This is a genomic window from Pseudomonas sp. UBA3153 (genome assembly GCF_002364635.1).
In the GTDB taxonomy this organism is placed as follows: Bacteria; Pseudomonadota; Gammaproteobacteria; order Pseudomonadales; family Pseudomonadaceae; genus Pseudomonas_O; species Pseudomonas_O kuykendallii.
This window is the reverse complement of record NZ_DEYR01000086.1, coordinates 512-21,186: the sequence shown is the minus strand read 5'-3', so window position 1 is coordinate 21,186 and position 20,675 is coordinate 512. Positions and strand designations below refer to the sequence as shown.

Here is a 20,675-nt window from a genome sequence, read left to right as displayed (position 1 = left end):
GGGTGCGCCATGCGCACCATGAACGCCGCGACACCGGCGGGAGTCGCGGCCTTCCCGTGGCATTCGGGACTGGAACGGTGCGCGCGGCGCACCATAAACGTCGCGACATCGAAGGGCGTCTCGCCCCTCGGCATTCGGGACTGGAACGGTGCGCGTGGCGCACCCTACGGGGACGAGGAGACCGTAGGGTGCGCCATGCGCACCGGAAGCAGAATGAAAAAGGCCGGCGAATGCCGGCCTTTCTCGTGTCGCTTTCGGTCAGTGCTTGGCGACCAGGTCCTTCGGCAGCTTGAAGGTCCAGATCATCCCGCCCTGGTCGAGGTCCTTGATGCGCTTGGCCACCTCACCGCCCCACAGCGGCACCGCGCCGCCCCAGCCGGAGACCACGGTGACGTACTGCTCGCCGTCCATTTCCCAGGTGACGGGCGAGGCGATCACGCCCGAGCCGGTGTTGAACTCGTAGAGTTTCTTGCCGGTCTTGGCATCGAAAGCCATCAGGAAGCCTTCCGGGTTGCCGGTGAACACCAGGTTGCCCTTGGTCGCCAGAACCCCGCCCCACAGCGGCGCGTAGTTCTTGTAGCGCCAGACTTCCTTGCCGGTCTTCGGGTCGATGGCGCGCAGCACGCCGATGTAGTCCTCGTTCAGCGGCTTGATGGTGAAGCCGGCGCCGAGGTAGGCCGCGCCCTTCTTGTAGGCGACGCCTTCGTTCCACATGTCCATGCCCCACTCGTTGGACGGCACGTAGAACAGACCGGTGTCCTGGCTGTAGGCCATCGGCATCCAGTTCTTGCCGCCGAGGAAGGACGGCGCGACGAATACCGAGGTGCCCTTCTTCGCGTCACCCGGTGCGCCCGGACGGTGGGCGTCGTCGTAGATCGGACGACCGTCCTTGTCCAGGCCCTTGGCCCAAGTGACCTTGTCGACGAAGGGGAAGCCGCGGATGAACTTGCCGTTGGTGCGATCGAGCACGTAGAAGAAGCCGTTGCGGTCGGCGGTAGCGGCGGCCTTGATGGTCTTGCCGCCGTCCTGGTAGTCGAACGACACCAGTTCGTTGACGCCGTCATAGTCCCAGCCGTCGTGCGGCGTGGTCTGGAAGTGCCACTTGATCGAGCCGTCCTCCGGGTTCAGCGCCAGCCGCGAGGAGGAGAACAGGTTGTCGCCGGGGCGCAGGTGCGAGTTCCACGGCGACGGGTTGCCGGTGCCGAAGAACAGCGAGTCGGTGGTCGGGTCGTAGAAGCCGCCCAGCCAGGGCGCCGCGCCGCCGGTCTTCCACAGGTCGCCGGGCCAGGTCTTGCCGGCTTCGCCGCCGGAAATACCGTTCTCCACCGGCTTGCCGTCCTTGTAGACGTAGCCCATGTGGCCTTCGACGGTGGGACGTGTCCAGAGCAGTTCGCCATTGCTCGGGTCGTAGGCTTCGATCTTGCCGACCACGCCGAACTCGCCGCCGGCCACGCCGGTGATCAGCTTGCCCTTGGCCACCAGCGGCGCCGCGGAGATCGAGTAGCCCGCCTTGTAGTCGGCCACGGTCTTCTTCCACACCACCTTGCCGGTGTCCTTGTTCAGCGCGACCAGCTTGGCGTCGAGGGTGCCGAAGATCACCAGGTCACCGTACAGCGCCACGCCGCGGTTGATCACGTCGCAGCACGGCATGATGCCGTCGGGCAGGCGTGCGTCATACTGCCAGAGCTTCTTGCCGGTGCGCGCGTCGGCAGCGAACACCCGCGAGTAGGAGGCGGTGACGTACATCACGCCGTCCTTGATCATCGGCTGCGCCTGCTGGCCGCGCTGCTTCTCGCCGCCGAACGACAGCGCCCACACCGGCCGCAGCTCCTTGACGTTATCCGTATTCAGCGTGTCCAGCGTGCTGTAGCGCTGGCCCTGCTGGTTGAGGCCGTTGACCACGATCTGGTCGGTGCGCTTGCCGCTATCGCTGATGTCCTGGTCGGTGACGCCGGCCAGGGCCGACAGGCTGGCGAAGGTGATGGCGGCGAACAGCGCCGTGCGGACGAAAGGCTGGGTGAAACCGGTGGGGTTCATTGCGGCTACCTCTGCGGGCTGGTTTTTGTCGTCGGGAAATTTTCCCGGTACTGCCGCGAATTCTTGGTTCGCACCGCTTCGCCAACAATTGGCAGCACGGCGGAGATAGGTAGTTCCTTGGTAGCAATACCGCCCCGAAGGCGCATTCCCGCCCGCGGCCGCGCTCAGCGCCGCTCCGGCAGGAAGTCGCGCAGGCCGACGTAGGGTTTCGCCAGGGGGTACGCCAGGTCGCCGCGCTTGCTGGTGCGCAGGTTGAGCGCGCCGAGCAGCTCGACGATGTTCAACGCCGCGCCAACCCCGTCGATCACCGGCACGCCGAGGTCCTCCTGCAGCGACTCGGCCAGCGCCGCCATGCCGGCGCAGCCCAGCACGATGGCGCCCGAGCCGTCCGTGCGCAGGGCGTCCACGCAGGCGCCGCGCAGCGCCCGGTAGAGCGCCTCGGGGTCGGCCTCGAGGTCGAGCACGGCGATCTCCAGCGCATGGATGCCGCGGCACTGGTCGCGAAAGCCATAGCGCTCGACCAGGTGCCGCGCGATGACGCAGGTGCGCTCCAGGGTGGTGACGACGCTGAACCCGGTGGCCAGCCAGGTGGCGACGTGCATGGCTGCCTCGGCGATGCCGATCACCGGCTGCCGGGCGATCTCCCGCGCGGCGAGCAGGCCGGGGTCGCCGAAGCAGGCGATGACGTGGCCGTCCACGCCGAGGGCGTCGCCCTCGCCCACCGCCCTCAGCACGCCGGGCACGCTCATCGCCTCGTCGTAATGGCCCTCGATGGACGCCGGCCCGGCGCTGTTGGTGATCCCCAGGAGGCGGGTATCGGCACGTACCCGCGCCTGCGCGCCGAGCACCAGCCGCTCGGTCATCGCCGCCATGGTGTTGGGGTTGATCAACTGGATCGTCATGCCCATTGCTCAACCCTCGCCCAGGTAGCGGCTGAAGCCGACGTCACGCGCCTGGGCCTGCTGGTACATGGCGTCGTAATAGGGCTTCAGGCGCTCGGCGCTGGCATCGCAGGCGTGATACTGCCGGCGGATCGACTCGGTCAGCTCGCGGACCTGGCGGCGCACGTCGCCGGCATCGATGCCCTGGAACGCGCCGTTGGCGTAGACCAGCCTGCCGTTGACCAGCGTGTAGCGCAGCGAACGGCCATCCTCGCTGTACACCAGTTGCCGGGCCAGGTCGTTGAGCGGGGTGAAGCTCCAGCTGTCCATGTCCAGCAGGATGATGTCGGCCAGGCAGCCGGGCGCCAGCTGGCCGAGCTCCGCGGTGCGGTTGAGTGCGCGCGCGCCACCCCGGGTCAGGCTGTGAAGCACTTCGTCGGCGGTCGGCCACTGGCGGTAGTCCGGCGAGCCGAGCGTGTGCAGCAGTGCGGCGGTCTTGCCGACGAACCACAGGTTCACGCTGTCGTCGGTGCAGAGCTCGTCGCTGCCCAGGGCGATCGGCACACCGGCGTCGCGCAGCTTGCGGAACGGCATCACGCCGCTGCCCAGGCGCAGGTTGCACACCGGGTTGTGCGCCACCACGCAGCCGGCGGCGGCGAGCAGCGAGATGTCGGCGTCGTCGATCCATATCGCATGGATGATCTGGCAGAGCGGATCGAGGATGTTCTGGTCCGCCAGATAGCGCACCAGCGACTTGCCGTACTTCTCCTCGCCCAGCACCCGCTGCAACTTGGTTTCCAGCACGTGGATGTTGAACGGCAGGCCGTGCCGGCGGCTCAGCGCGCCGAGTGCCTGCAGGTAGTCCGCCGTCACCCGCTGCGGCGCCGAGCAGGACACCGCGGCGCCCAGGCGTCCGTCTTCGGCGCCGTGCCAGCGCTGCAGCAGGTAGTCGTAGAGCGCCAGCAACTCCTCGCCGCTCTGCAGCGGCGCCTCGCGCATTTCCTCGCGCACCGCGGCCGGCAGCAGCGCTTCGAGGAAGGGAAACTTCTCGTACTCTACGACGTTCGGCTGATCGATCGCGACGCTGGCGCGGATGCCGGCGTCGCGGTAGGCGCGCATCACCGCATCGATGCTGCCGCGGCTGGCGACCGGCACGTGATAGGCGTCGTCGTGTACCGCGGTGATGCCGAGTTCGAGCATCTCCAGCGCGGCGACCAGCGTGCGCAGGTAGACCCAGTGGTCGGCCTCGGCGCTGTCGACCAGCGGCGGCACCTCGTAGAGCATGAACAGCTCCAGCGGCAGCCCCGGCAATTGCCCGCGCATGAAGTTGCCCGGCGAATGGAAGTGCGCGTTGATCAATCCGGGCATCGCCAGCAGGCCGCGGGCGTCGATGACCTGCGCATCGGCCGGCGCCTGTGCGCGCAGGTCCGCGCCGATGGCCGCGATGCGCGTTCCACGGACGAGGATGTCGGCCTGCTCGTACTGGTTGCCTGCATCGTCCAGGCACAGCAAACGGGCGCCCTGGATGAGGACGGTATGTTCTGACATGAAAACCTCTGGAGGTGAATTCGGGCGACGCGCCGCATCCGCTCGCCAGCGTCCGTCCGCCGCCGCGGGGGCAGGCTCCCGCCCCGACGGTGTGCGGACGCAGGCCCGGCTAGAAGTGCGCCGATTCCTGCTCGGCGAAGGCGCGGTTGACCTCGTCGGCCATCAGGTCCGCGAGATGGTCCTGCAGCTGGTGAAACGCCGGATCGCGGGGATTCCGCGGCCTTGGCAGCTCGACCTTGATCTGCGTCTTGATGCGCCCGGGCCGCGAGGTGAAGACGAGGATGTTGTCCGCCAGGCCGATCGCCTCCTCGATGGAGTGGGTGACCAGCAGGATCGACGCCTGGCTGCGCTGCCACAGCGCGATCAGGTAGTCCTGCATCTTGCTGCGCGTCTGGATATCGAGCGCGGCGAACGGCTCGTCCATCATCAGCACCTTGGGGTTCATGCACAGCGCGCGGGCCATCGCGGCGCGCTGGCGCATGCCGCCGGACAGTTCGCTGGGCTTCTTATCCCAGAACGGCTGCAGGCCGACGGCCTCCAGCAGCTCCATCGCCTTGGCATTGCGCGCCGCCTTGCCGATGCCCTGCAGGCTGAGGCCGAAACCGACGTTGTCGAGGATGTTCAGCCAGGGGTATAGCGCCGCCTCCTGGAAGATCATCCCGCGCTCCGGCGACGGGCCCTGCAAGGCTTCGCCGTCGCACAGGAGCTGGCCGCTGCTCGGTTCGTCGAGCCCGGCGATCAGGTACAGCAAGGTGCTCTTGCCGCAGCCGCTGGGCCCCAGCAGCACGTTCAGCTCGCCACGACCCACGCAGAAGGAGACGTCTTTCAGCGTCTGCAACGGCGCATGGCTCTGCGCGTTCCAGATCTTGGTGAGATTGCGACATTCGATGGCAGGGAGCGTCATCGTCATTTCCTCGTACCGTTGTCGTCGATCCACCAGAGCACCTGTTCCTGGATGCGCCTGAGCGTCCAGTCGAACAGCAGCCCGCAGACGCCGATCACACTCATCGTGAAGAACACCAGGCTGGCGTTGAAGGTATTGCGCGCCATCATCACGATCTGGCCGAGGCCGCTGCCGACCCCGGCCGCCTCGGCGATCAGCACCACCATCCAGGCGGCGAACAGATTGACCCTCAGGGTGACGAACAGCCCCGGCAGGATGGCCGGCAAAATCACCCGCAGGAAAATCTGCCGGCGCGACGCCCCGAGGGTGCGCGCGGCATGCACGAAGCTCTTGGGGACGTCGTCGATCTGCGCCAGCGTGGCGATGGTCATGATGAAGAACACCGAGACGAAGACCATGAAGATCGCCGGCTTGTCGCCGATGCCGAAGAGGAACACCGCCACCGGCAGCCAGGCCACCGGGGAGATCGGCGCCAGCAGCGATACCAGCGGCAGGGTCAGGTTGCCGAACAGCCGGTAGTAGCGGATCAGGATGCCCACCGTCAGGCTCAGGACGAAGCCGGCGAGCAGCCCCGCCAGGACCCGGAACGAGGTCCAGCCCGCCACCTTCAGCACTGCCAGCCAGCTTCCGCCATCGCCGCTGCCGCCGATGGTGTTGCGCAGGTCGAAGAACTTCAGCTGATCGCTCCAGCTGCCGAGGAACAGGTGCGGCGGCGGCATCAGCAGGGGATCGGCCCACCCCATCCACCAGGCGAACTCCCAGAAGCCGGCGAACAGACCGACCGAGAGCACCCACCAGAACAGCGTGCCGAGCACCCTTCCGAGCTTTGCGCGAATCATCATCGAGCGCGCAGGGGCCAGCCCCGCCTGCGCGCTACGGGTCGTTTTAGCGACGCCAATCATGCGTGCAACTCCTGCCGATCATGCGGTCTTCAGCGCCAGGCCCTGGTAAAGGGCGGCGTTCTCGGCGATCACTTCTTCCAGCGGGGTCCAGTCGAAGATATCCGCCGTGGGCAGCGTCTTCAGGTAGCCCATCTCGTACATCGACTGGCCCCGGGCAAGGATGAAATCCGCCAGCGAACGCTGATCCACCATCACCGGCTGCCGTTTGGCCGCCAGGGTGGCGGCCTCGAGCGTGGTCTTGTAGTAGCTGCCAACGGTCTGCTCGAGGGCGCCCGGCAGGTCGCTCTCGATCTGGCCCTGGGCGACCAGCAGCGCCTTGATCACCGCCTTCACCACCGGGCGCTGCTCGCTGAGCATCGCGTTGCGCACCGCCAGCAGGCAGTCGGCGTAGTACGCGCCGTAGAGGTCGGTGCCGTCGGAGAGAATCCGCGCGCCGGCCCGCGACTGCACGCACTGGCTGGCGTAGGGTTCCACCGCGCAGATCGCGTCCACCGACCCCGAGAGAAAGGCCTGGGCCATTTCCGGCGAGGTGTTGAAGTAGCGCACGTCGACATCCTTGAAGCTCATCCCGGCGCGCTTGAGCCAGTCGAAGGGCAGCACTTCCAGGGTGTCGGCCTGGAAGGTTCCCAGCGTCTTGCCGCGCATGTCCTGCGCCGAAGAAATGCCTTCGCCGGCGACAATCATGCAGCCGTTGACGCCGCCGCCGGCGACGATCTTCACCGGAGCCCCGGCGTGGTACAGGGAAAGGAAATTCGAGTAGGGGATCATCGATACGTCCACCGCGCCGATGCCGAACAGGGTAACGATGTCGGTGTTGGTCGGCGTCACGACGAACTCCAGTTCGACGCCGTCCTGCGCGCCGAGCTGACGCTCCTTGGCGATGAAAATCCCCAGGTTGCACAGGCCGGCGCCGTGGGTCGCCTTGACCGAAGTCTGTTTGCCCAATGCGGCCGCCATTCCCATCGGCATCACCACCAGCGCACCGGTGGCGGCTGCGGCGATGGACAGGGACTTGAGGAACTGGCGCCGGTCGAGCGTGTGGTTGAGCGCCTGGAAGGCGCTGCCGTCGCGTTCGCACATGATCGAACTCCTTACATGTTTCGACTCGAAGAGTCAGTCATATAAAAGGAGCTTGTGCAGCGATGGGAATCGGAAATCTGAAACGGCGTGCGTTGATTGCCGACAAACCGCTCGCTACCACAAGCAATTCATACGGCACGCCAACCGGAGAGGCATCGGGGACCCGACACCTGCGCTTGTGGTGTTCAAAGCAGGTTTGATGCCAGCTACCACGAGCATCGCCAGGGCCCGCGCCGTGCAGGCCCTGGCGGCGCATCGGCGGGAGCGAACGGATGCACGTGCGGCGCCCTGCGAGCGCCACCTCGGTGCTCACGCACCAAACGCGCGCACTACCGCGCGTGCGGCTCGCCGGGCTCGATGCTCACCTTGCTCAGCCCGCGCTGCTCGTAACGTGGGTAGAGGTGGCTGACGCTGCGTACCAGCTCGTAGCGCGACAGGCTGATGGCGGCGAAACGGGGCGGAATCGGCGCGCGGATCAGCTCGTTCATGTCGGCGCCCTCCTCCGTACCCTTGCGCATCAGCGCGTCGAGCCAGCCGAGGTAGTCGCGCATCTGGTCGAACGGCGCGGCGTCGCGGGCGACCGGGCCGTGGCCCGGCACGATGAGTGTCCATGGCAGCCGCTGCAGGGTATCTAGGTCGCCCAGCCAGACCTCCAGCCCCGGCGTACCCGGCGTGGTCAGCGCGCGCTGGTAGAAGACGATGTCGCCGGCGAACAGCACGCCGGTCTTCTCGTCGAGGATCGCCAGGTCCGCGCCGGTGTGCCCGCTCAGGGCCAGCAGGCGCAGACGGTGGCCGCCGATATCCAGCGTGCCGGCCTCCAGCGTCTGCGTCGGCAGCACCACCTCGGTGCCGCGCATCCAGTCGCCGACCAGCCGGTACATGTTCTCCGCTAGGTCGTCGCCCTGCTCTTCGAGCAGGCGCCGGGTGCCGGCCAGCGCGGCGATCGGCACGTCGGCGAAGGCCTGGTTGCCGAGGACGTGGTCCGGGTGATGATGAGTGAGCAGGAGCAGCTTGACCGGCTTGCCGGTGGTCTCGCCGATCACCTTGCGCAGCGCCTCGCCATAGCGCCGCGACGGGCCGCTGTCGATCACCACCACGCCGTCGTCGGTCTCGATGAACCCGGTGTTGACGATGTCGCCGCCGTTTTCCCTGGCGAAATTGTCGGTGCTGCCCTCCAGCAGCCAGGTGCCCTCGGCGATCTGCCGTGGCTGCAGGTGATAGTCGAAGTCGGCCTGCGCCGCGCCGCCGAACAGCAGCGCGGCCAGCAGCAGGAGCTGGCGCATCTTCACCTCGACTCAGGGTGCCAGGCGCACCTCGGCGATCTGCATCAGCGGCTCCACGTTGGTGAAGTTCGCCAGATCGCCGAGGATCCGTTCGGCGTGCGGGGCGAAGGCGCTCTGGAACGCCTCGACGCTGTCGAACAGCAGGTGCCCGGCGGCGACATAGGGCGCCGCACTGCCCGGCGCGCCACCGGCCAGGCCGAGTTCGGCGCCGATGCCCTTGCAGGCATCGCCCAGGCATTCGCGGACGATCGCCATGTGGGTGTCGCAGTAGTAATCGATGTCGAATTTCACGCCGGGCTGGTTCGGGTAGAGCACGCTGATCTTGATCATGGAAAGTTTCCTTCCTGTTGTTGTGCGGGTGTGGTGCGCGCGGCGCACCCTACGCAAGGCGTGGCGCGCGCTCGCCGTCCAGTCTACAGACCGGCCTCGAACTCGTTGCCGTTGTTGTCGTGCAGCCACAGCAGGGTATGCGGATGGCCGCGCACCTCCATGGTCAGGGTTGGGTTCTCGCTGATCGCCGGGAACAGCTCGAAACTCGCCAGCACCTCGCCCGTGGTGCTGCGCAGTTCGGCACGGTCCAGGTAGAACTCGGGGATGCCGCCGACCAGGCCGTTGTCCATCGGGTGCGAGATCTGCACCCGCAGGCGGTTGTTGTCGCGCCGCGCGAAGCTACGCCCGAGCACCTGGCCGAGGCGCTCTTCCCAACCGGGCTGGGCGCGCACCACGCTGGGCGCGGTGCAGCCACCGCCGGCCGCATCGATCCACGCCGAGCCGACGTGCCACACGCCGTCGTCGCCGAGCAGGGCCGCGCGGATCGGCGTGGCCTGCTCGACACGGATGCGGATCGCCAGCAGCGGCACCAGCTCGGCGCTCGCCCGCAGGCTGAACACCCGCGGGATGGGGTTCAGCTCGGCCCACAGCAGCATGCGGCTGAAACGGCCCGGCAGCGCGCGGGCGTCGATCTCCACCGGCACCTGGCGCGAATCCTCGGCGAACGGCGGCACGCTGACCTTGACCCGCTCATCGAAGACGAAGGGCTCGTTGTTGAGCAGGCGCTGGTGGTGGTAATCCCACATCACCGAAGGCAGCGGATCGCCCTCCACCGCACACGCCAGCAGCGGCAGACCGAGCAGGCCCAGCAGTACGGATCGTCGTTGCATGGTCCTCCCGTGGAGCATTCGCGAATGAAAAGTCCGGCGATGCATACGCAGTCAGCCGCTTCGGTGCGCATGGCGCACGCTACGTCAGTTGCGACCGGGCGTCGGGCGCGTGCCCAACCGTAGGGTGCGCCATGCGCACCGGCCTTACTGAACGTGCTGATACAACCCGGGCAGTTCGTAGCGCAGGCCATAGCCGGCGTAGAGCTTCTCCAGCGCGCCGCTTTCGATCAGTTCTTCCAGCTGGCCGTCCACCGCGTTGGCCAACTGGCGGTTGCTTTCGTGCACCGCCATGCCGATGTCCCAGGCCGGCTGGCCGAGGTTCGGGTAGGCGTTGTCGGCGTTGCGCAGCTGCGGGTCGGCGGCGCCGTGCTTCAGCCAGTCCAGCTCGCCGCGCAGGGCCATCACCGCATCCACCTTGCCCTCGCGCATCGCCGTAAAGGCGGCGGCCGTGCTCGGATAATGCTCGGTCTTCGCGCGCAACTGGCCATTGAGCACCGAGCTCAGGTAGAAGGACGGCACGCTGTCCAGCTCGACGCCGATGCGGTGCTCGCGAAACACCGCGACGGTGTCCACCTCGGGCAACCGGCGGGTGTCGTGCACCACCTGCCAGCGTTCGCGCTGGTAGGGACCGAACATCACCACCTGCTCGTTGGCCAGCTCGCCGACATCGTTGCGCCGGTTGGCGAACTCGCGGTCGTAGGGCACCCGCAGCATCAGGTCGGCGAGCACGCCGGGACGCAGGTAGTGGCCCTTCCAGATGAAGTTGCGCAGGTCGTCGTCGAGCTTTTCGCCGGGCGTCACCCAGAGCAGTTCGAGCTTCAACCCGAGGCCCTCGGCGAGGCGCCCGGCGAGGTCGACATCGACCCCACGGGGCTGGCCGTCCTGCTGGAAGCTGTACGGCGGGAAGTTCTCGTAGACGGCGACCTTGAGCACGCCGGAGGCGAGGATGTCGTCGAACGGGCGCACCTGCGCCTGCGCCATCGGCAGGCACAGCAGCCAGCAGAGCAGGAGCAGCAGTCGCATGGCGATCACTCTTCGACGTGGACGCTTTCCAGGTAGCTGCGGATCGCCCAGAGGCCTTCCTGGCTGATGAAGTCGGCCATTCGCGGCATGTAGACGGCGCCGTCGCGCACCGCGCCGTTGATCACCCGCTCCTTGAACCACTCGTCACCCTCGATGCCGGGTTCGAGCAGGCGCAGGTCGGGCGCGATGCCGCCGGACTTGGCTTCCAGGCCATGGCAGCGCGCGCAGTTCTGATTGTAGGCGGACGAACCGATCTCCACGGCGAGGGCGTTGTTGGCGTAAGGCGGACGATAGGGGTTTTCGTCGCGCCATTCCTTGCCCAGCGGCTCCAGTCCATCGGTGTTCACCGCTTGCGGCACCACGTCGCCATGGGCGAAGGCCAGGCCGGCGAGGCCGACTCCGGCTGCCAGGATCAGGCCACGCAAGGTTGTCTTGTTATTCATACTTCCATCCTCTTCGAGATGCTGTGCAAGGCAATCGCTCGGCGGGGCGAGCGCAGTGAGAGGAATGGTAAGGAGGCGCCCGGAAGCGCCGAATGCTGCTTTGGTGGCTGCGTTCTACTCCCTTGGTAGCGGGCCGCGCGAATGCCTGGAGGGGGGCGTTGGCAGCAAGTCGAAGTCATCCCCGGACTGGGAAGTTTTCCCTGCGATCGCGGGAGCTTTTCCGTATCCCGCAGCAACTGCGGCTTCCACTATCAATGCGCCAGAACGCCACCGGCGCACTGGTCCTCATCGACCACGGGAACCGCAACCATGACAACAAGAACGCAACCTCTCGCCCTGGCCATCCGGGGCCTGATCCTCGCCGGCGGCCTCGCTGCCGCGGGCACTGCCTTCGCCGGCAACGTGACCTGGGAAGACATCGCCAACGACCACACCACCACCAACGACGTGCTCCAGTACGGCATGGGCACCAATGCCCAGCGCTGGAGCCCGCTGGCCCAGGTGAACGACCAGAACGTGTTCAAGCTGACGCCGGCCTGGTCCTACTCCTTCGGCGACGAGAAGCAGCGCGGCCAGGAGTCCCAGGCCATCGTCCGCGACGGGGTGATCTACGTCACCGCCTCCTATTCCCGCGTGTTCGCCCTCGACGCGAAGACCGGCAAGCGCCTGTGGGTCTACAACCACCGCCTGCCCAGCGACATCCGCCCGTGCTGCGACGTGGTCAACCGCGGCGCCGCCCTCTACGGTGACAAGATCTACTTCGGCACCCTCGACGGACGCCTGGTGGCATTGAACAAGGACACCGGCAAGGTGGTGTGGAACAAGAAGTTCGGCGATCACACGGCGGGCTACACCATGACCGGCGCGCCCACCCTCATCAAGGACAAGGTGACCGGCAAGACCCTGCTGATCCACGGCAGCTCCGGGGATGAGTTCGGCGTGGTCGGCCAGCTGTATGCCCGTGACCCGGAGACCGGTGAAGAGGTGTGGATGCGGCCCTTCGTCGAGGGTCACATGGGCCGCCTGAACGGCAAGGACAGCACCCCGACCGGCGACGTCAAGGCACCGTCCTGGCCGGACGACAAGAATTCGCCGACCGGCAAGGTCGAGGCCTGGAGCCACGGCGGCGGCGCCCCCTGGCAGAGCGCCAGCTTCGATGCCGAAACCAACACCATCATCGTCGGCGCCGGCAACCCCGGCCCGTGGAACACCTGGGCGCGCACCTCGAAGGGCGGCAATCCGCACGACTACGACAGCCTCTACACCTCCGGCCAGGTTGGCGTGGACCCGAGCACCGGCGAGGTGAAGTGGTTCTACCAGCACACCCCGAACGATGCCTGGGACTTCTCCGGCAACAACGAACTGGTGCTGTTCGACTACAAGGGCAAGGACGGCAAGACGGTGAAAGCCACCGCCCACGCCGACCGCAACGGCTTCTTCTACGTGGTGGACCGCACCAACGGCAAGCTGCAGAACGCCTTCCCGTTCGTCGACAACATCACCTGGGCCAGCCATATCGACCTGAAGACCGGCCGCCCGGTGGAAAACCCGGGCCAGCGTCCGGCGCTGCCGGAGCCGGGCGAGAAACACGGCAAGCCGGTGGAAGTCTCGCCGCCCTTCCTCGGCGGCAAGAACTGGAACCCGATGGCCTACAGCCAGGACACCGGCCTGTTCTACGTACCGGCGAACAACTGGAAAGAGGACTACTGGACCGAGGAGGTCAGCTACAAGAAGGGCTCGGCGTACCTGGGCATGGGCTTCCGCATCAAGCGCATGTACGACGATCACGTCGGCAGCCTGCGCGCCATGGACCCGACCACCGGCAAGGTGGTGTGGGAACACAACGAGCACCTGCCGCTGTGGGCCGGCGTGCTGGCCACCAAGGGCAACCTGGTGTTCACCGGCACCGGCGACGGCTTCCTCAAGGCCTTCGATGCGAAGACCGGCAAGGAGCTGTGGAAATTCCAGACCGGCTCGGGAATCGTCTCCCCGCCGATCACCTGGGACCAGGACGGCGAGCAGTACATCGGCGTGACCGTCGGCTACGGCGGCGCGGTGCCGCTGTGGGGCGGCGACATGGCCGAGCTGACCAAGCCGGTGGCCCAGGGCGGCTCCTTCTGGGTGTTCAAGCTGCCGAGCTGGGACAACAAGACCGCCAGCCGCTGAGTGAACGTGGCGCACCCGTGTCCGGGTGCGCCTTCCCGCCTGACGTAGGGTGCGCCGCGCGCACCACTCGCCAATCGAATTCCACGGTGCGCAAGGCGCACCCTACGGGAATACCGCCATGAACTACCTGCCGTTGCTGCTAGCCCTGAGCCTGCCCCTAGCCCACGCCGACGAAGCCGATGACGGCGTGCCGGTGATCAACGGCTGCCGCCTCGAAGCGCAGAGCCAATGCCCCGGCGCCGACCTGCGCAAGGCCGACCTGAGCAACCTCGACCTGCACAAGATCAACCTCGCCGGCGCCGATCTCTCCGGCGCCGACCTGCGTCACGCCAACCTCGACCTGGCCAACCTGGAAAAGGCCAGGCTGATGGGCGCCAACCTCAGTCGCGCCAGCCTGCAACAGGCCAACCTGCGTGTGGCCGACCTCAGCGACGCCCGCATGCTCGCCGTCCAGGCCTGGGGAATGTTCGCCCAGGGCGCGCAGTTCAAGGGCGCCGACCTCACTGGCGCCTACCTGGAGTTCGCCCGCCTCTCCGGCGCGCGCCTGCACGACGCCAACCTCACCGCCGCCGACCTGGAGATGACCTGGCTCAGTCGCGCCGACCTCAAGGGCGCACGCCTGGACGACGCCAACCTGCAGGAAGCCAAGTTCGGCGACGCCAACCTGGAAAACGCCACCCTCACCGGCGCCCGCCGGCATTACGCCTCGTTCCAGGGCGTGAACATGGAAGGTTGCACCGGCTGCCCGCTGGATTGGGAAAAGTGACGCCCGGCGGCATCGACGGCGCTCGCCGGTGGGCCCGCGCATGCCGCGCAGCGCGTTGGTCCGAACACCCGGCCCGGAAGCCTCCCGCGCCGGGCATTCTCCGGCCGACCGTCTAAATTCATCCAAGAGGGCTTCAGAAAGAATGCGCCAAGCCGAAGAGCTGCCCAGCGCATAAAAAAAAACTTCGTCGACGGGTACCCAGCATGTTCAACACGCATCTAAAGCGACAACTGGCCGAACTGCAGGAAGAACTGGCAGCCACGCAGCAGATCAAGCAGTCGCTTTACCAGGAGATGCTGGTTCTCAAGCTGGATACCAAGGGCAACATCCAATGGGTGAACGACAACTTCCTTGAGGCAATGCTCTACCGCGCCGACGCCCTGATCGGTCATCCGCTGGACGAATTCATCCCGCCGTCCTTCCGCCGCGAGCCCAACTACCAGCGGCTGCAAGCCGCGCTGCGCGACGGCGAGCACATCAGCGGCGCGCACCGTCTGCTGCGAGGCAACGGCCAGGAAGCCTGGTTGCGCTGGATCATGCAGCCGGTGCGCAACAGCGCGGGCGAGCTGCAACGCTTCACCCTGTGCGCCAACGACCTGACCCGCACCATCGAAACCTCGAAGGAAAACGAAGGGCTGATCAAGGCGCTGCTGCGCTCCACCGCCGTCATCGAGTTCAACCTCGATGGCGAGGTCATCACCGCCAACGACCGCTTCCTCGACGCGATGGGCTATCGCCTGGAACAGATCAAGGGCAAGCACCACCGGATGTTCTGCGAGCCGGAGGAGTACAACTCGCAGGGTTACCGTGATTTCTGGGCCAAGCTCAACCGCGGCGAATTCGTCGCCAGCCGCTTCAAGCGCATCGACGCCTACGGCCGCCCGGTCTGGCTGGAGGCCTCCTACAACCCGGTGCACGACGCCCACGAGCGGCTCTACAAGGTGGTCAAGTTCGCAACCGTGGTCACCGACCAGGTGCTCCAGGAGCAGGCGGTCGCCGAGGCCGCCACCATCGCCTTCGGCACCTCGCAACAGACCGATCTCACCGCGCAGAAAGGCGCTGCGGTGGTACGCCAGACGGTGGACGTGATGCACCAGATCGCCCAGCAGATGCAGAACGCCTCCGAAGGCATCGAGGCGCTGGACAAGCAGTCGCTGCTGATCAGTTCGATCATCAAGACCATCAGCGGCATCGCCGGGCAGACCAACCTGCTGGCGCTCAACGCGGCCATCGAGGCGGCGCGGGCCGGCGAACAGGGGCGCGGCTTCGCCGTGGTCGCCGACGAGGTGCGCCAGCTGGCGGCACGCACCAGCCAGGCCGCCGAGGAAATCATCGAAGTGGTGCAGAAGAACCAGCACTTGGCGCAGACCGCCGTGGACAGCATGTCCAGCAGTCGCCAGCAGGCCGAACAGGGCCTGGAACTGGCCAACGAGGCCGGCGCGGTGATCGTCGAGATCCAGGACGGCGCGCAGCGGGTGGTCAACGCGGTCGGCCAGTTCGCCAATCAGCTCAAGGGCTGACGCCTTCCGCCATCGTCCCTAGGCGCCGACCCGGATCACGCCGGTGTCGATCGCCAGGTGCACGATCTCCACCTGCGAACTCACCTGCAGCTTGTTCTTCAGCAGGGTCAGGTAGTTCGACACGGTCTTGCCGCTGATGCACAGGTGCTCGGCGATCTGCCGCGCCGGCATGCCGCGCGCGAGCATGCTGAAAATCTCGAACTCGCGCTGGGTCATGTTCTGCAGGCGCGGATCGTCCGTCGCGCCCTGCGACGGGTGGCAGGCCAGCTGGGTCGCCAGCGGCTGTTCGATGTAGGCATGCCCGGCGAGGATGCGACGCACCGCTTCGAGCAGCACCTCCGGCGCCGAATTCTTGGTGATGTAGCCCGCCGCCCCGGCGTCTAGCGCCTGCCGCACCAGCGGCAGTTCGTCGTGCATGCTGAAGAACAGCACACGCAGCTGCGGCAGGCGCTGGCGCAGGCGGCGCGTGGTCTCCAGGCCGCTGATGCCCGGCAGGCTGACGTCCATGATCACCAGGTTGGGGATATCCGCCAGCACCTGCTGCAGCGCCTGTTCCCCACTCGCCGCCTCGCTCACCGTGACCTCGGGCAGCAAGGCGCGCAGCAGGCTGGCATAGCCCTGGCGCACTACCGCGTGGTCGTCGACCAGCAGAATCTTCATTCAGGCCTCCCGGATGCGTGTCGCGGTTGAGTGAATGGCGGTGCGCGCGGCGCACCCTACGTATTGCCGCACACCGTAGGGTGCGCCATGCGCACCGAGCCGCTTCATGCGGCCTCCAGCGGAATGCTCAGGCGCAGCAGCCAGCCGCACCCGGGCCGCGTGCGCAGGCGCAACTCGCCGCCCAGACAGCGCGCGCGTTCGAGCATCGAGCGCAGCCCGATACCCGGACGCGGCGGCAGCGCGGCGCCCTCGCCATCGTCGGCCACCAGCAGGCAGAGCCGCGCACCGCGCCGATGCAGGCGCACACGCACGCGTTCGGCGCCGGAATGCCGGGCGACGTTGGTCAGCGCCTCTTGCAACAGGCGATACAGGTGCGCCTGCCCGGCCGCATCCAGTTCGGGAAGGCGCTCGCCCATGCGCAGTTCGCAGGCGATGCCCTGGGCGCCCTGCCACTGCTCGGCGAGCAGCTGGATCGCTTCGCCCAGTTGCAGACGCTCCAGCGCCACCGGATAGAGATGGCGCACCAGCGCACGGAAGCTCTCCTGCATCCGCTGGCAGTTGTCCTCCAGGCCGCGAGCGGTTTCCGCCAGCAGCGGCGACGGACCGATCAGAGAACGCAGCAGCAGCAACTGCGCGCGGATGCCGGCGAGGTACTGGCCAAGGTCGTCGTGCAGGGCCAGCGCCAGTTGCTTGCGCTCGTGCTCCTGCAAAGCGAGCAGCGCGCGGGTCAGCTCGGCGTTGTCGCGCTGCGCGGCTTCCAGCGTCGCGACCATGCCGTTGAAGTGCCCGGCGATGCGCTGCGCCTCGGGCAGCGAATGCGCGGGCAGGCGCACCTGCAGCTCGCCGCGCGCGACCCGGCTCAAGCCGGCGAGCAGTTCGTCGAGCACGCGCAGCCCGCGGCGCACCGCCCAGCGGATCGCCAGCAGGCTCAGCGCCAGGGCCAGGCCGAACAGCGCCAGCAGTTGCAGCAGCGAGTCCTCGACTTCGTCGATCTCGTCGCGCGGATCGACGCTGATCAGCACCTGGCGGCCGTCGTCCAGCCGCAGCGGCTCGGCGAAGGTGCGCGACGGCGGGTACAGCCAGGCACCGAGCCAGGCATCCAGGCCGTCGCCGGCGTCCGCCGCCGTGGCGCCGTCCAGCCAGTGCACGCGCACGTGGCGCAGACTGCGGGTGAGTTCGGATTCGAGGGTCGCAGGATCGCGTTGCGCCGCCTCGCGCAGGTATTCGACCACCGCCTGGGCGGCGTCCAGCTCGCGCTGCACGTCTTGGCTGGCCTGGCGCAGCAGCACCAGGCTGGAGACCGCGGCGACCAGGCAGAAGAACGCCACCACCAGCAGGTTGATTCGCCCCAGAGCGGACATCGGCGCGCCCTACTCGACCACGAAGGTGCCTTGCATGCCCTTGGCCTCGAGGCCCTTGGCGTAGTAGCGGTAGCGCCCCGGCTTGATCGGCACGAAGAAGATTTCCGCCTCGCCGGCTTCCTCGAACTCCAGTTCGGTCAGGGTCACCGCCTTGATCTCGACACCGCCGGCCTCGACCTTGCGCAGGAAGATCGAGGTGGCGAACTCCGGCGCCTGGAAGGCGTATTCCTTCTGCCCGCTGGCGATGATCTTGAGCTGGTAGGCCTTGCCGGTTTCCAGCCGGTACTCACTCTGCGACATCGCGTAGTCGCTGGCCTCCGAGCCGAGCAGCAGGTCCGGCAGCGCGGTGGTCTTGCGGGTCAGGTCGCCCGCCGCGTGGACCTTGTCCAGGCCGATCAGGCTGACGAACAGCAGCAGGGGAAGCAGCAGGGCTTTGAACACGCGCATGGGAACCTCGGCAGTCTTTGTTGTTGTCGCTCCATGCTAGGCCGGCGCGCGCCCGGCCCACTTACTACCTTGGTACTGCCGCACTGGTACTTTCTGCATATTTCGCGGGCGCCGGGCGCTTCCTATGCTGGCGGCACAAGAACAGGAGTCGCCCATGCGCCCGCTCGCGCCCTCTCTGCTGGCCTGCCTGCTCGGTGTATTCGCTGCCGCGCTGGCGAGCCACACGCCGCTCGCCGCCGAAACGCCCGCCGTACCGGAGGGCCTGCAGGTACGCATCGGCTACCTCGGCTACACGCCCGACCCGGGGCCGCTGCTGTCCAACGTGATCGGCGAACCGCGGGACGCCGGCCTGCGCGGCGCCGAGCTGGCGATCATCGACAGCAACAGCACCGGGCGCTTTCTTAACCAGCGTTACGAACTGACCACCGCCAGCGTGGAAACCCCGGAGGAACTGCTGGCCGCCGCGCAGGCCCAGCACGCCGACGGCCTGCGCCTGTTCGTGGTCAACGCGCCGGCGCCGCTGCTCACCCAGCTCGCCGCGCAATTGCCGGACAGCCTGCTGTTCAACGCCGGCAGCGCCGATGATGCACTGCGTACCGACGCCTGCCTGCCCAACGTGCTGCACACCCTGCCGGAGCGGGCGATGCTCGCCGATGCGCTGCTGCAATTCCTCGTCGTGCGCCAATGGAAGCGCGCGCTGCTGATCGTCGGCGCGCGCGACGACGACAAGGCCTACGCCGCCGCGCTGCGGCGCTCGGCGAAACGCTTCGGCGTGACCCTCGTCGCCGAGAAGCCGTGGACCTTCGACAACGACCAGCGCCGCAGCGCCCAGGCCGACATGCCGCTGTTCACCCAGGCCGCCGAGTACGACGTGGTGCTGGTGGCCGACGAGCACGGCGACTTCGGCGAATACCTGCCCTACAACACCTGGTACCCGCGCCCGGTGGCCGGCACCCAGGGCCTGGTCGCGACCGGCTGGCACAAGACCGTGGAAACCTACGGCGCGGCGCAGTTGCAGAAGCGTTTCGAGGCGCTCGCCGGGCGCTGGATGAACGACCGCGACTTCGCCGCCTGGATCGGCGTGCGCGCGATCGCCAGCGCGGTCACCCGCCTGGGCAACGCCGACGCCACGGCGATCCGCACCCTGCAACTGTCGCCGGACCTGCCGCTGGACGGCTTCAAGGGGCGCAAGCTGAGCTTCCGCCCGTGGGACGGCCAGCTGCGCCAGCCGATCCCGCTGGTGCAGCCGCGCGCGCTGGTCAGCACCTCGCCGCAGGACGGTTTCCTGCACCCGTTCAGCGAACTCGACAGCCTCGGCTTCGACGCGCCGGAAAGCCGCTGCACGCTGGCCGAACGCACGCCATGAGCCTTCACAAGAACAAGGAATCGACCATGCCCCGCCTGCTCACCGCCACCCTCGCCGGCAGCCTGCTGCTGACCGCCGGCGGCGCTTTCGCTGCCACCGCCTACGTATCCAACGAGAAGGACAACAACCTCAGCGTGATCGACCTGGACAGCCTCACGGTCACCGCCACCCTGCCGGTGGGCAAACGCCCGCGCGGGCTGGCGCTGTCGCGCGACAACACGCTGCTGTACATCTGCGCCAGCGACTCGGACAGCGTGCAGGTGATGGACCTGGCGACCCGGCAGATCATCAAGAATCTGCCTTCCGGCGCCGATCCCGAGCAGTTCGCCCTGCACCCCAACGACCGCTGGCTGTACATCTCCAACGAGGACGACGCGCTGGTCACCGTGGTCGACACCCAGAGCAGCCAGGTGCTGGCGCAGATCGACGTCGGTGTCGAACCCGAGGGCATGGCGGTCAGCCCGGACGGCAAGTGGGCGATCAACACCAGCGAAACCACCAACATGCTGCACTGGATCGACACCGCCACCCAGACCCTGGTGGACAACACCCTGGTCGACCAGCGCCCGCGCCACGTCGAGTTCAACCACGACGGCAGCCAGCTGTGGGCCTCGGCGGAAATCGGCGGCACCGTCAGCGTGGTCGACGTGGCTACGCGCAAGATCGTCAAGACGCTGCGCTTCGAGATCAAGGGCGTGCACCCGGACAAGGTGCAGCCGGTGGGCGTCAAGCTGACCCGCGACGGCAAGTACGCCTTCGTCGCTCTCGGCCCAGCCAACCATGTGGCGGTGGTGGATGCCAAGACCTTCGAGGTGCTCGATTACCTGCTGGTCGGCCGGCGCGTCTGGCATATGGCGTTCAATGCCGACGAGAGCCTGCTGCTGGCCACCAACGGAATCAGCGGCGACGTCTCGGTGATCGACGTGAAGGCGCTCAAGGTGACCAAGTCGATCAAGGTCGGCCGCTATCCGTGGGGCGTGGTGGTGACGCCATGAGCGCGCTGGAGGTCGAGGATGTCGGTTTTTCCTATGGCGCCCGGCGCGCGCTGGACGGCGTCGGCTTCAGCGTTCCGGCCGGGCACTTCTGCGCCCTGCTCGGCCCCAACGGCGCCGGCAAGTCGACCCTGAT

19 protein-coding genes are annotated in these 20,675 nt (G+C 67.4%); 5 read left to right on the top strand and 14 right to left on the bottom strand.

The features are described 5' to 3' along the window. Nucleotides 1-258 precede the first annotated feature (258 nt). The 11 genes from B2X67_RS18480 to pedF all read right to left on the bottom strand — a co-directional run bounded on the left by B2X67_RS18480 (nucleotide 259) and on the right by pedF (nucleotide 11,261). Entirely contained in the window at nucleotides 259-2,037 is a 1,779-nt protein-coding gene (locus tag B2X67_RS18480) for a PQQ-dependent methanol/ethanol family dehydrogenase (RefSeq protein WP_090231653.1), read from the bottom strand. Between the two features lie 164 nt (nucleotides 2,038-2,201). After that, the gene (locus B2X67_RS18475) at nucleotides 2,202-2,939 is read right to left on the bottom strand and encodes an aspartate/glutamate racemase family protein (RefSeq protein ID WP_286786401.1); all 738 of its coding nucleotides are present in this window, start codon (nucleotides 2,937-2,939) and stop codon (nucleotides 2,202-2,204) included. A 9-nt stretch (nucleotides 2,940-2,948) separates the two neighbouring features. Continuing rightward, nucleotides 2,949-4,466 carry an amidohydrolase family protein gene (locus B2X67_RS18470; RefSeq protein ID WP_286786400.1) on the bottom strand — a complete coding sequence of 506 codons (1,518 nt, stop codon included), beginning with the start codon at nucleotides 4,464-4,466 and terminating at the stop codon, nucleotides 2,949-2,951. A gap of 109 nt (nucleotides 4,467-4,575) precedes the next feature. Next, the gene (locus tag B2X67_RS18465) at nucleotides 4,576-5,370 is read right to left on the bottom strand and encodes an ABC transporter ATP-binding protein (RefSeq protein WP_286786399.1); all 795 of its coding nucleotides are present in this window, start codon (nucleotides 5,368-5,370) and stop codon (nucleotides 4,576-4,578) included. A gap of 2 nt (nucleotides 5,371-5,372) precedes the next feature. Further along, nucleotides 5,373-6,272: an ABC transporter permease gene (locus tag B2X67_RS18460; RefSeq protein ID WP_090231656.1), complete on the bottom strand. Its 900-nt coding sequence runs from the start codon at nucleotides 6,270-6,272 to the stop codon at nucleotides 5,373-5,375. Between the two features lie 18 nt (nucleotides 6,273-6,290). Further along, the gene (locus tag B2X67_RS18455; RefSeq protein WP_286786398.1) at nucleotides 6,291-7,352 is read right to left on the bottom strand and encodes an ABC transporter substrate-binding protein; all 1,062 of its coding nucleotides are present in this window, start codon (nucleotides 7,350-7,352) and stop codon (nucleotides 6,291-6,293) included. A 329-nt stretch (nucleotides 7,353-7,681) separates the two neighbouring features. Further along, a complete protein-coding gene (locus B2X67_RS18450; protein WP_282343952.1) occupies nucleotides 7,682-8,635 on the bottom strand; it encodes a quinoprotein relay system zinc metallohydrolase 1 in 954 nt (317 codons plus the stop codon). 12 nt (nucleotides 8,636-8,647) lie between these two features. Continuing rightward, nucleotides 8,648-8,965, bottom strand: coding sequence for an EthD family reductase (locus B2X67_RS18445; protein ID WP_273235008.1), 318 nt, complete (start codon nucleotides 8,963-8,965; stop codon nucleotides 8,648-8,650). 83 nt (nucleotides 8,966-9,048) lie between these two features. Next, nucleotides 9,049-9,795 (bottom strand): quinoprotein dehydrogenase-associated SoxYZ-like carrier, encoded by a 747-nt coding sequence (locus tag B2X67_RS18440; RefSeq protein WP_282343954.1) that lies wholly within the window; start codon nucleotides 9,793-9,795, stop codon nucleotides 9,049-9,051. Between the two features lie 144 nt (nucleotides 9,796-9,939). Beyond that, nucleotides 9,940-10,827 carry a substrate-binding periplasmic protein gene (locus B2X67_RS18435; RefSeq protein ID WP_376747816.1) on the bottom strand — a complete coding sequence of 296 codons (888 nt, stop codon included), beginning with the start codon at nucleotides 10,825-10,827 and terminating at the stop codon, nucleotides 9,940-9,942. Beyond that, on the bottom strand, nucleotides 10,824-11,261 hold the full coding sequence (gene pedF / locus B2X67_RS18430; RefSeq protein ID WP_282343955.1) for a cytochrome c-550 PedF: 438 nt from the start codon (nucleotides 11,259-11,261) through the stop codon (nucleotides 10,824-10,826). The genes B2X67_RS18435 and pedF overlap by 4 nt, the downstream gene beginning before the upstream one ends. 309 nt (nucleotides 11,262-11,570) lie before the next feature. On the opposite strand from pedF, the gene exaA reads away from it, so the two are divergent. The 3 genes from exaA (at nucleotide 11,571) to B2X67_RS18415 (ending at nucleotide 15,713) form a co-directional block, all read left to right on the top strand. Then, nucleotides 11,571-13,427 carry a quinoprotein ethanol dehydrogenase gene (gene exaA, locus B2X67_RS18425; RefSeq protein WP_286786396.1) on the top strand — a complete coding sequence of 619 codons (1,857 nt, stop codon included), beginning with the start codon at nucleotides 11,571-11,573 and terminating at the stop codon, nucleotides 13,425-13,427. 118 nt (nucleotides 13,428-13,545) lie between these two features. Further along, nucleotides 13,546-14,193 carry a pentapeptide repeat-containing protein gene (locus B2X67_RS18420; protein ID WP_286786395.1) on the top strand — a complete coding sequence of 216 codons (648 nt, stop codon included), beginning with the start codon at nucleotides 13,546-13,548 and terminating at the stop codon, nucleotides 14,191-14,193. A gap of 203 nt (nucleotides 14,194-14,396) precedes the next feature. Next, nucleotides 14,397-15,713 carry a methyl-accepting chemotaxis protein gene (locus B2X67_RS18415; protein ID WP_286786394.1) on the top strand — a complete coding sequence of 439 codons (1,317 nt, stop codon included), beginning with the start codon at nucleotides 14,397-14,399 and terminating at the stop codon, nucleotides 15,711-15,713. 18 nt (nucleotides 15,714-15,731) lie between these two features. Here B2X67_RS18415 and B2X67_RS18410 read toward each other — a convergent pair whose 3' ends face one another. From B2X67_RS18410 to B2X67_RS18400, 3 genes are all read right to left on the bottom strand, one after another. Beyond that, nucleotides 15,732-16,373 carry a response regulator gene (locus B2X67_RS18410; RefSeq protein ID WP_273234992.1) on the bottom strand — a complete coding sequence of 214 codons (642 nt, stop codon included), beginning with the start codon at nucleotides 16,371-16,373 and terminating at the stop codon, nucleotides 15,732-15,734. 104 nt (nucleotides 16,374-16,477) lie between these two features. Beyond that, nucleotides 16,478-17,734: a HAMP domain-containing sensor histidine kinase gene (locus tag B2X67_RS18405; protein WP_286786393.1), complete on the bottom strand. Its 1,257-nt coding sequence runs from the start codon at nucleotides 17,732-17,734 to the stop codon at nucleotides 16,478-16,480. 9 nt (nucleotides 17,735-17,743) lie between these two features. Continuing rightward, nucleotides 17,744-18,181 carry a copper-binding protein gene (locus B2X67_RS18400; protein ID WP_282343964.1) on the bottom strand — a complete coding sequence of 146 codons (438 nt, stop codon included), beginning with the start codon at nucleotides 18,179-18,181 and terminating at the stop codon, nucleotides 17,744-17,746. A gap of 154 nt (nucleotides 18,182-18,335) precedes the next feature. On the opposite strand from B2X67_RS18400, the gene B2X67_RS18395 reads away from it, so the two are divergent. Both B2X67_RS18395 and B2X67_RS18390 read left to right on the top strand, forming a co-directional pair. Next, complete coding sequence (locus tag B2X67_RS18395) at nucleotides 18,336-19,547, top strand: ABC transporter substrate-binding protein (RefSeq protein ID WP_282343966.1); 1,212 nt, start codon at nucleotides 18,336-18,338, stop codon at nucleotides 19,545-19,547. A 26-nt stretch (nucleotides 19,548-19,573) separates the two neighbouring features. Continuing rightward, on the top strand, nucleotides 19,574-20,542 hold the full coding sequence (locus B2X67_RS18390) for a YVTN family beta-propeller repeat protein (RefSeq protein WP_286786403.1): 969 nt from the start codon (nucleotides 19,574-19,576) through the stop codon (nucleotides 20,540-20,542). Nucleotides 20,543-20,675 lie beyond the last annotated feature (133 nt).

What these genes read in the sequence shown, in the direction of transcription:
- B2X67_RS18420 (WP_286786395.1), top strand. Translation starts at nt 13,546, where the DNA reads ATGAACTACCTGCCGTTGCTGCTAGCCCTGAGCCTGCCCCTAGCCCAC.
- B2X67_RS18405 (WP_286786393.1), bottom strand. Translation starts at nt 17,734, where the DNA reads ATGTCCGCTCTGGGGCGAATCAACCTGCTGGTGGTGGCGTTCTTCTGC.
- B2X67_RS18455 (WP_286786398.1), bottom strand. Translation starts at nt 7,352, where the DNA reads ATGTGCGAACGCGACGGCAGCGCCTTCCAGGCGCTCAACCACACGCTC.
- B2X67_RS18450 (WP_282343952.1), bottom strand. Translation starts at nt 8,635, where the DNA reads ATGCGCCAGCTCCTGCTGCTGGCCGCGCTGCTGTTCGGCGGCGCGGCG.
- B2X67_RS18480 (WP_090231653.1), bottom strand. Translation starts at nt 2,037, where the DNA reads ATGAACCCCACCGGTTTCACCCAGCCTTTCGTCCGCACGGCGCTGTTC.
- B2X67_RS18475 (WP_286786401.1), bottom strand. Translation starts at nt 2,939, where the DNA reads ATGACGATCCAGTTGATCAACCCCAACACCATGGCGGCGATGACCGAG.
- B2X67_RS18395 (WP_282343966.1), top strand. Translation starts at nt 18,336, where the DNA reads ATGCGCCCGCTCGCGCCCTCTCTGCTGGCCTGCCTGCTCGGTGTATTC.
- pedF (WP_282343955.1), bottom strand. Translation starts at nt 11,261, where the DNA reads ATGAATAACAAGACAACCTTGCGTGGCCTGATCCTGGCAGCCGGAGTC.
- B2X67_RS18390 (WP_286786403.1), top strand. Translation starts at nt 19,574, where the DNA reads ATGCCCCGCCTGCTCACCGCCACCCTCGCCGGCAGCCTGCTGCTGACC.
- B2X67_RS18465 (WP_286786399.1), bottom strand. Translation starts at nt 5,370, where the DNA reads ATGACGCTCCCTGCCATCGAATGTCGCAATCTCACCAAGATCTGGAAC.
- exaA (WP_286786396.1), top strand. Translation starts at nt 11,571, where the DNA reads ATGACAACAAGAACGCAACCTCTCGCCCTGGCCATCCGGGGCCTGATC.
- B2X67_RS18460 (WP_090231656.1), bottom strand. Translation starts at nt 6,272, where the DNA reads ATGATTGGCGTCGCTAAAACGACCCGTAGCGCGCAGGCGGGGCTGGCC.
- B2X67_RS18470 (WP_286786400.1), bottom strand. Translation starts at nt 4,466, where the DNA reads ATGTCAGAACATACCGTCCTCATCCAGGGCGCCCGTTTGCTGTGCCTG.
- B2X67_RS18400 (WP_282343964.1), bottom strand. Translation starts at nt 18,181, where the DNA reads ATGCGCGTGTTCAAAGCCCTGCTGCTTCCCCTGCTGCTGTTCGTCAGC.
- B2X67_RS18415 (WP_286786394.1), top strand. Translation starts at nt 14,397, where the DNA reads ATGTTCAACACGCATCTAAAGCGACAACTGGCCGAACTGCAGGAAGAA.
- B2X67_RS18440 (WP_282343954.1), bottom strand. Translation starts at nt 9,795, where the DNA reads ATGCAACGACGATCCGTACTGCTGGGCCTGCTCGGTCTGCCGCTGCTG.
- B2X67_RS18410 (WP_273234992.1), bottom strand. Translation starts at nt 16,373, where the DNA reads ATGAAGATTCTGCTGGTCGACGACCACGCGGTAGTGCGCCAGGGCTAT.
- B2X67_RS18445 (WP_273235008.1), bottom strand. Translation starts at nt 8,965, where the DNA reads ATGATCAAGATCAGCGTGCTCTACCCGAACCAGCCCGGCGTGAAATTC.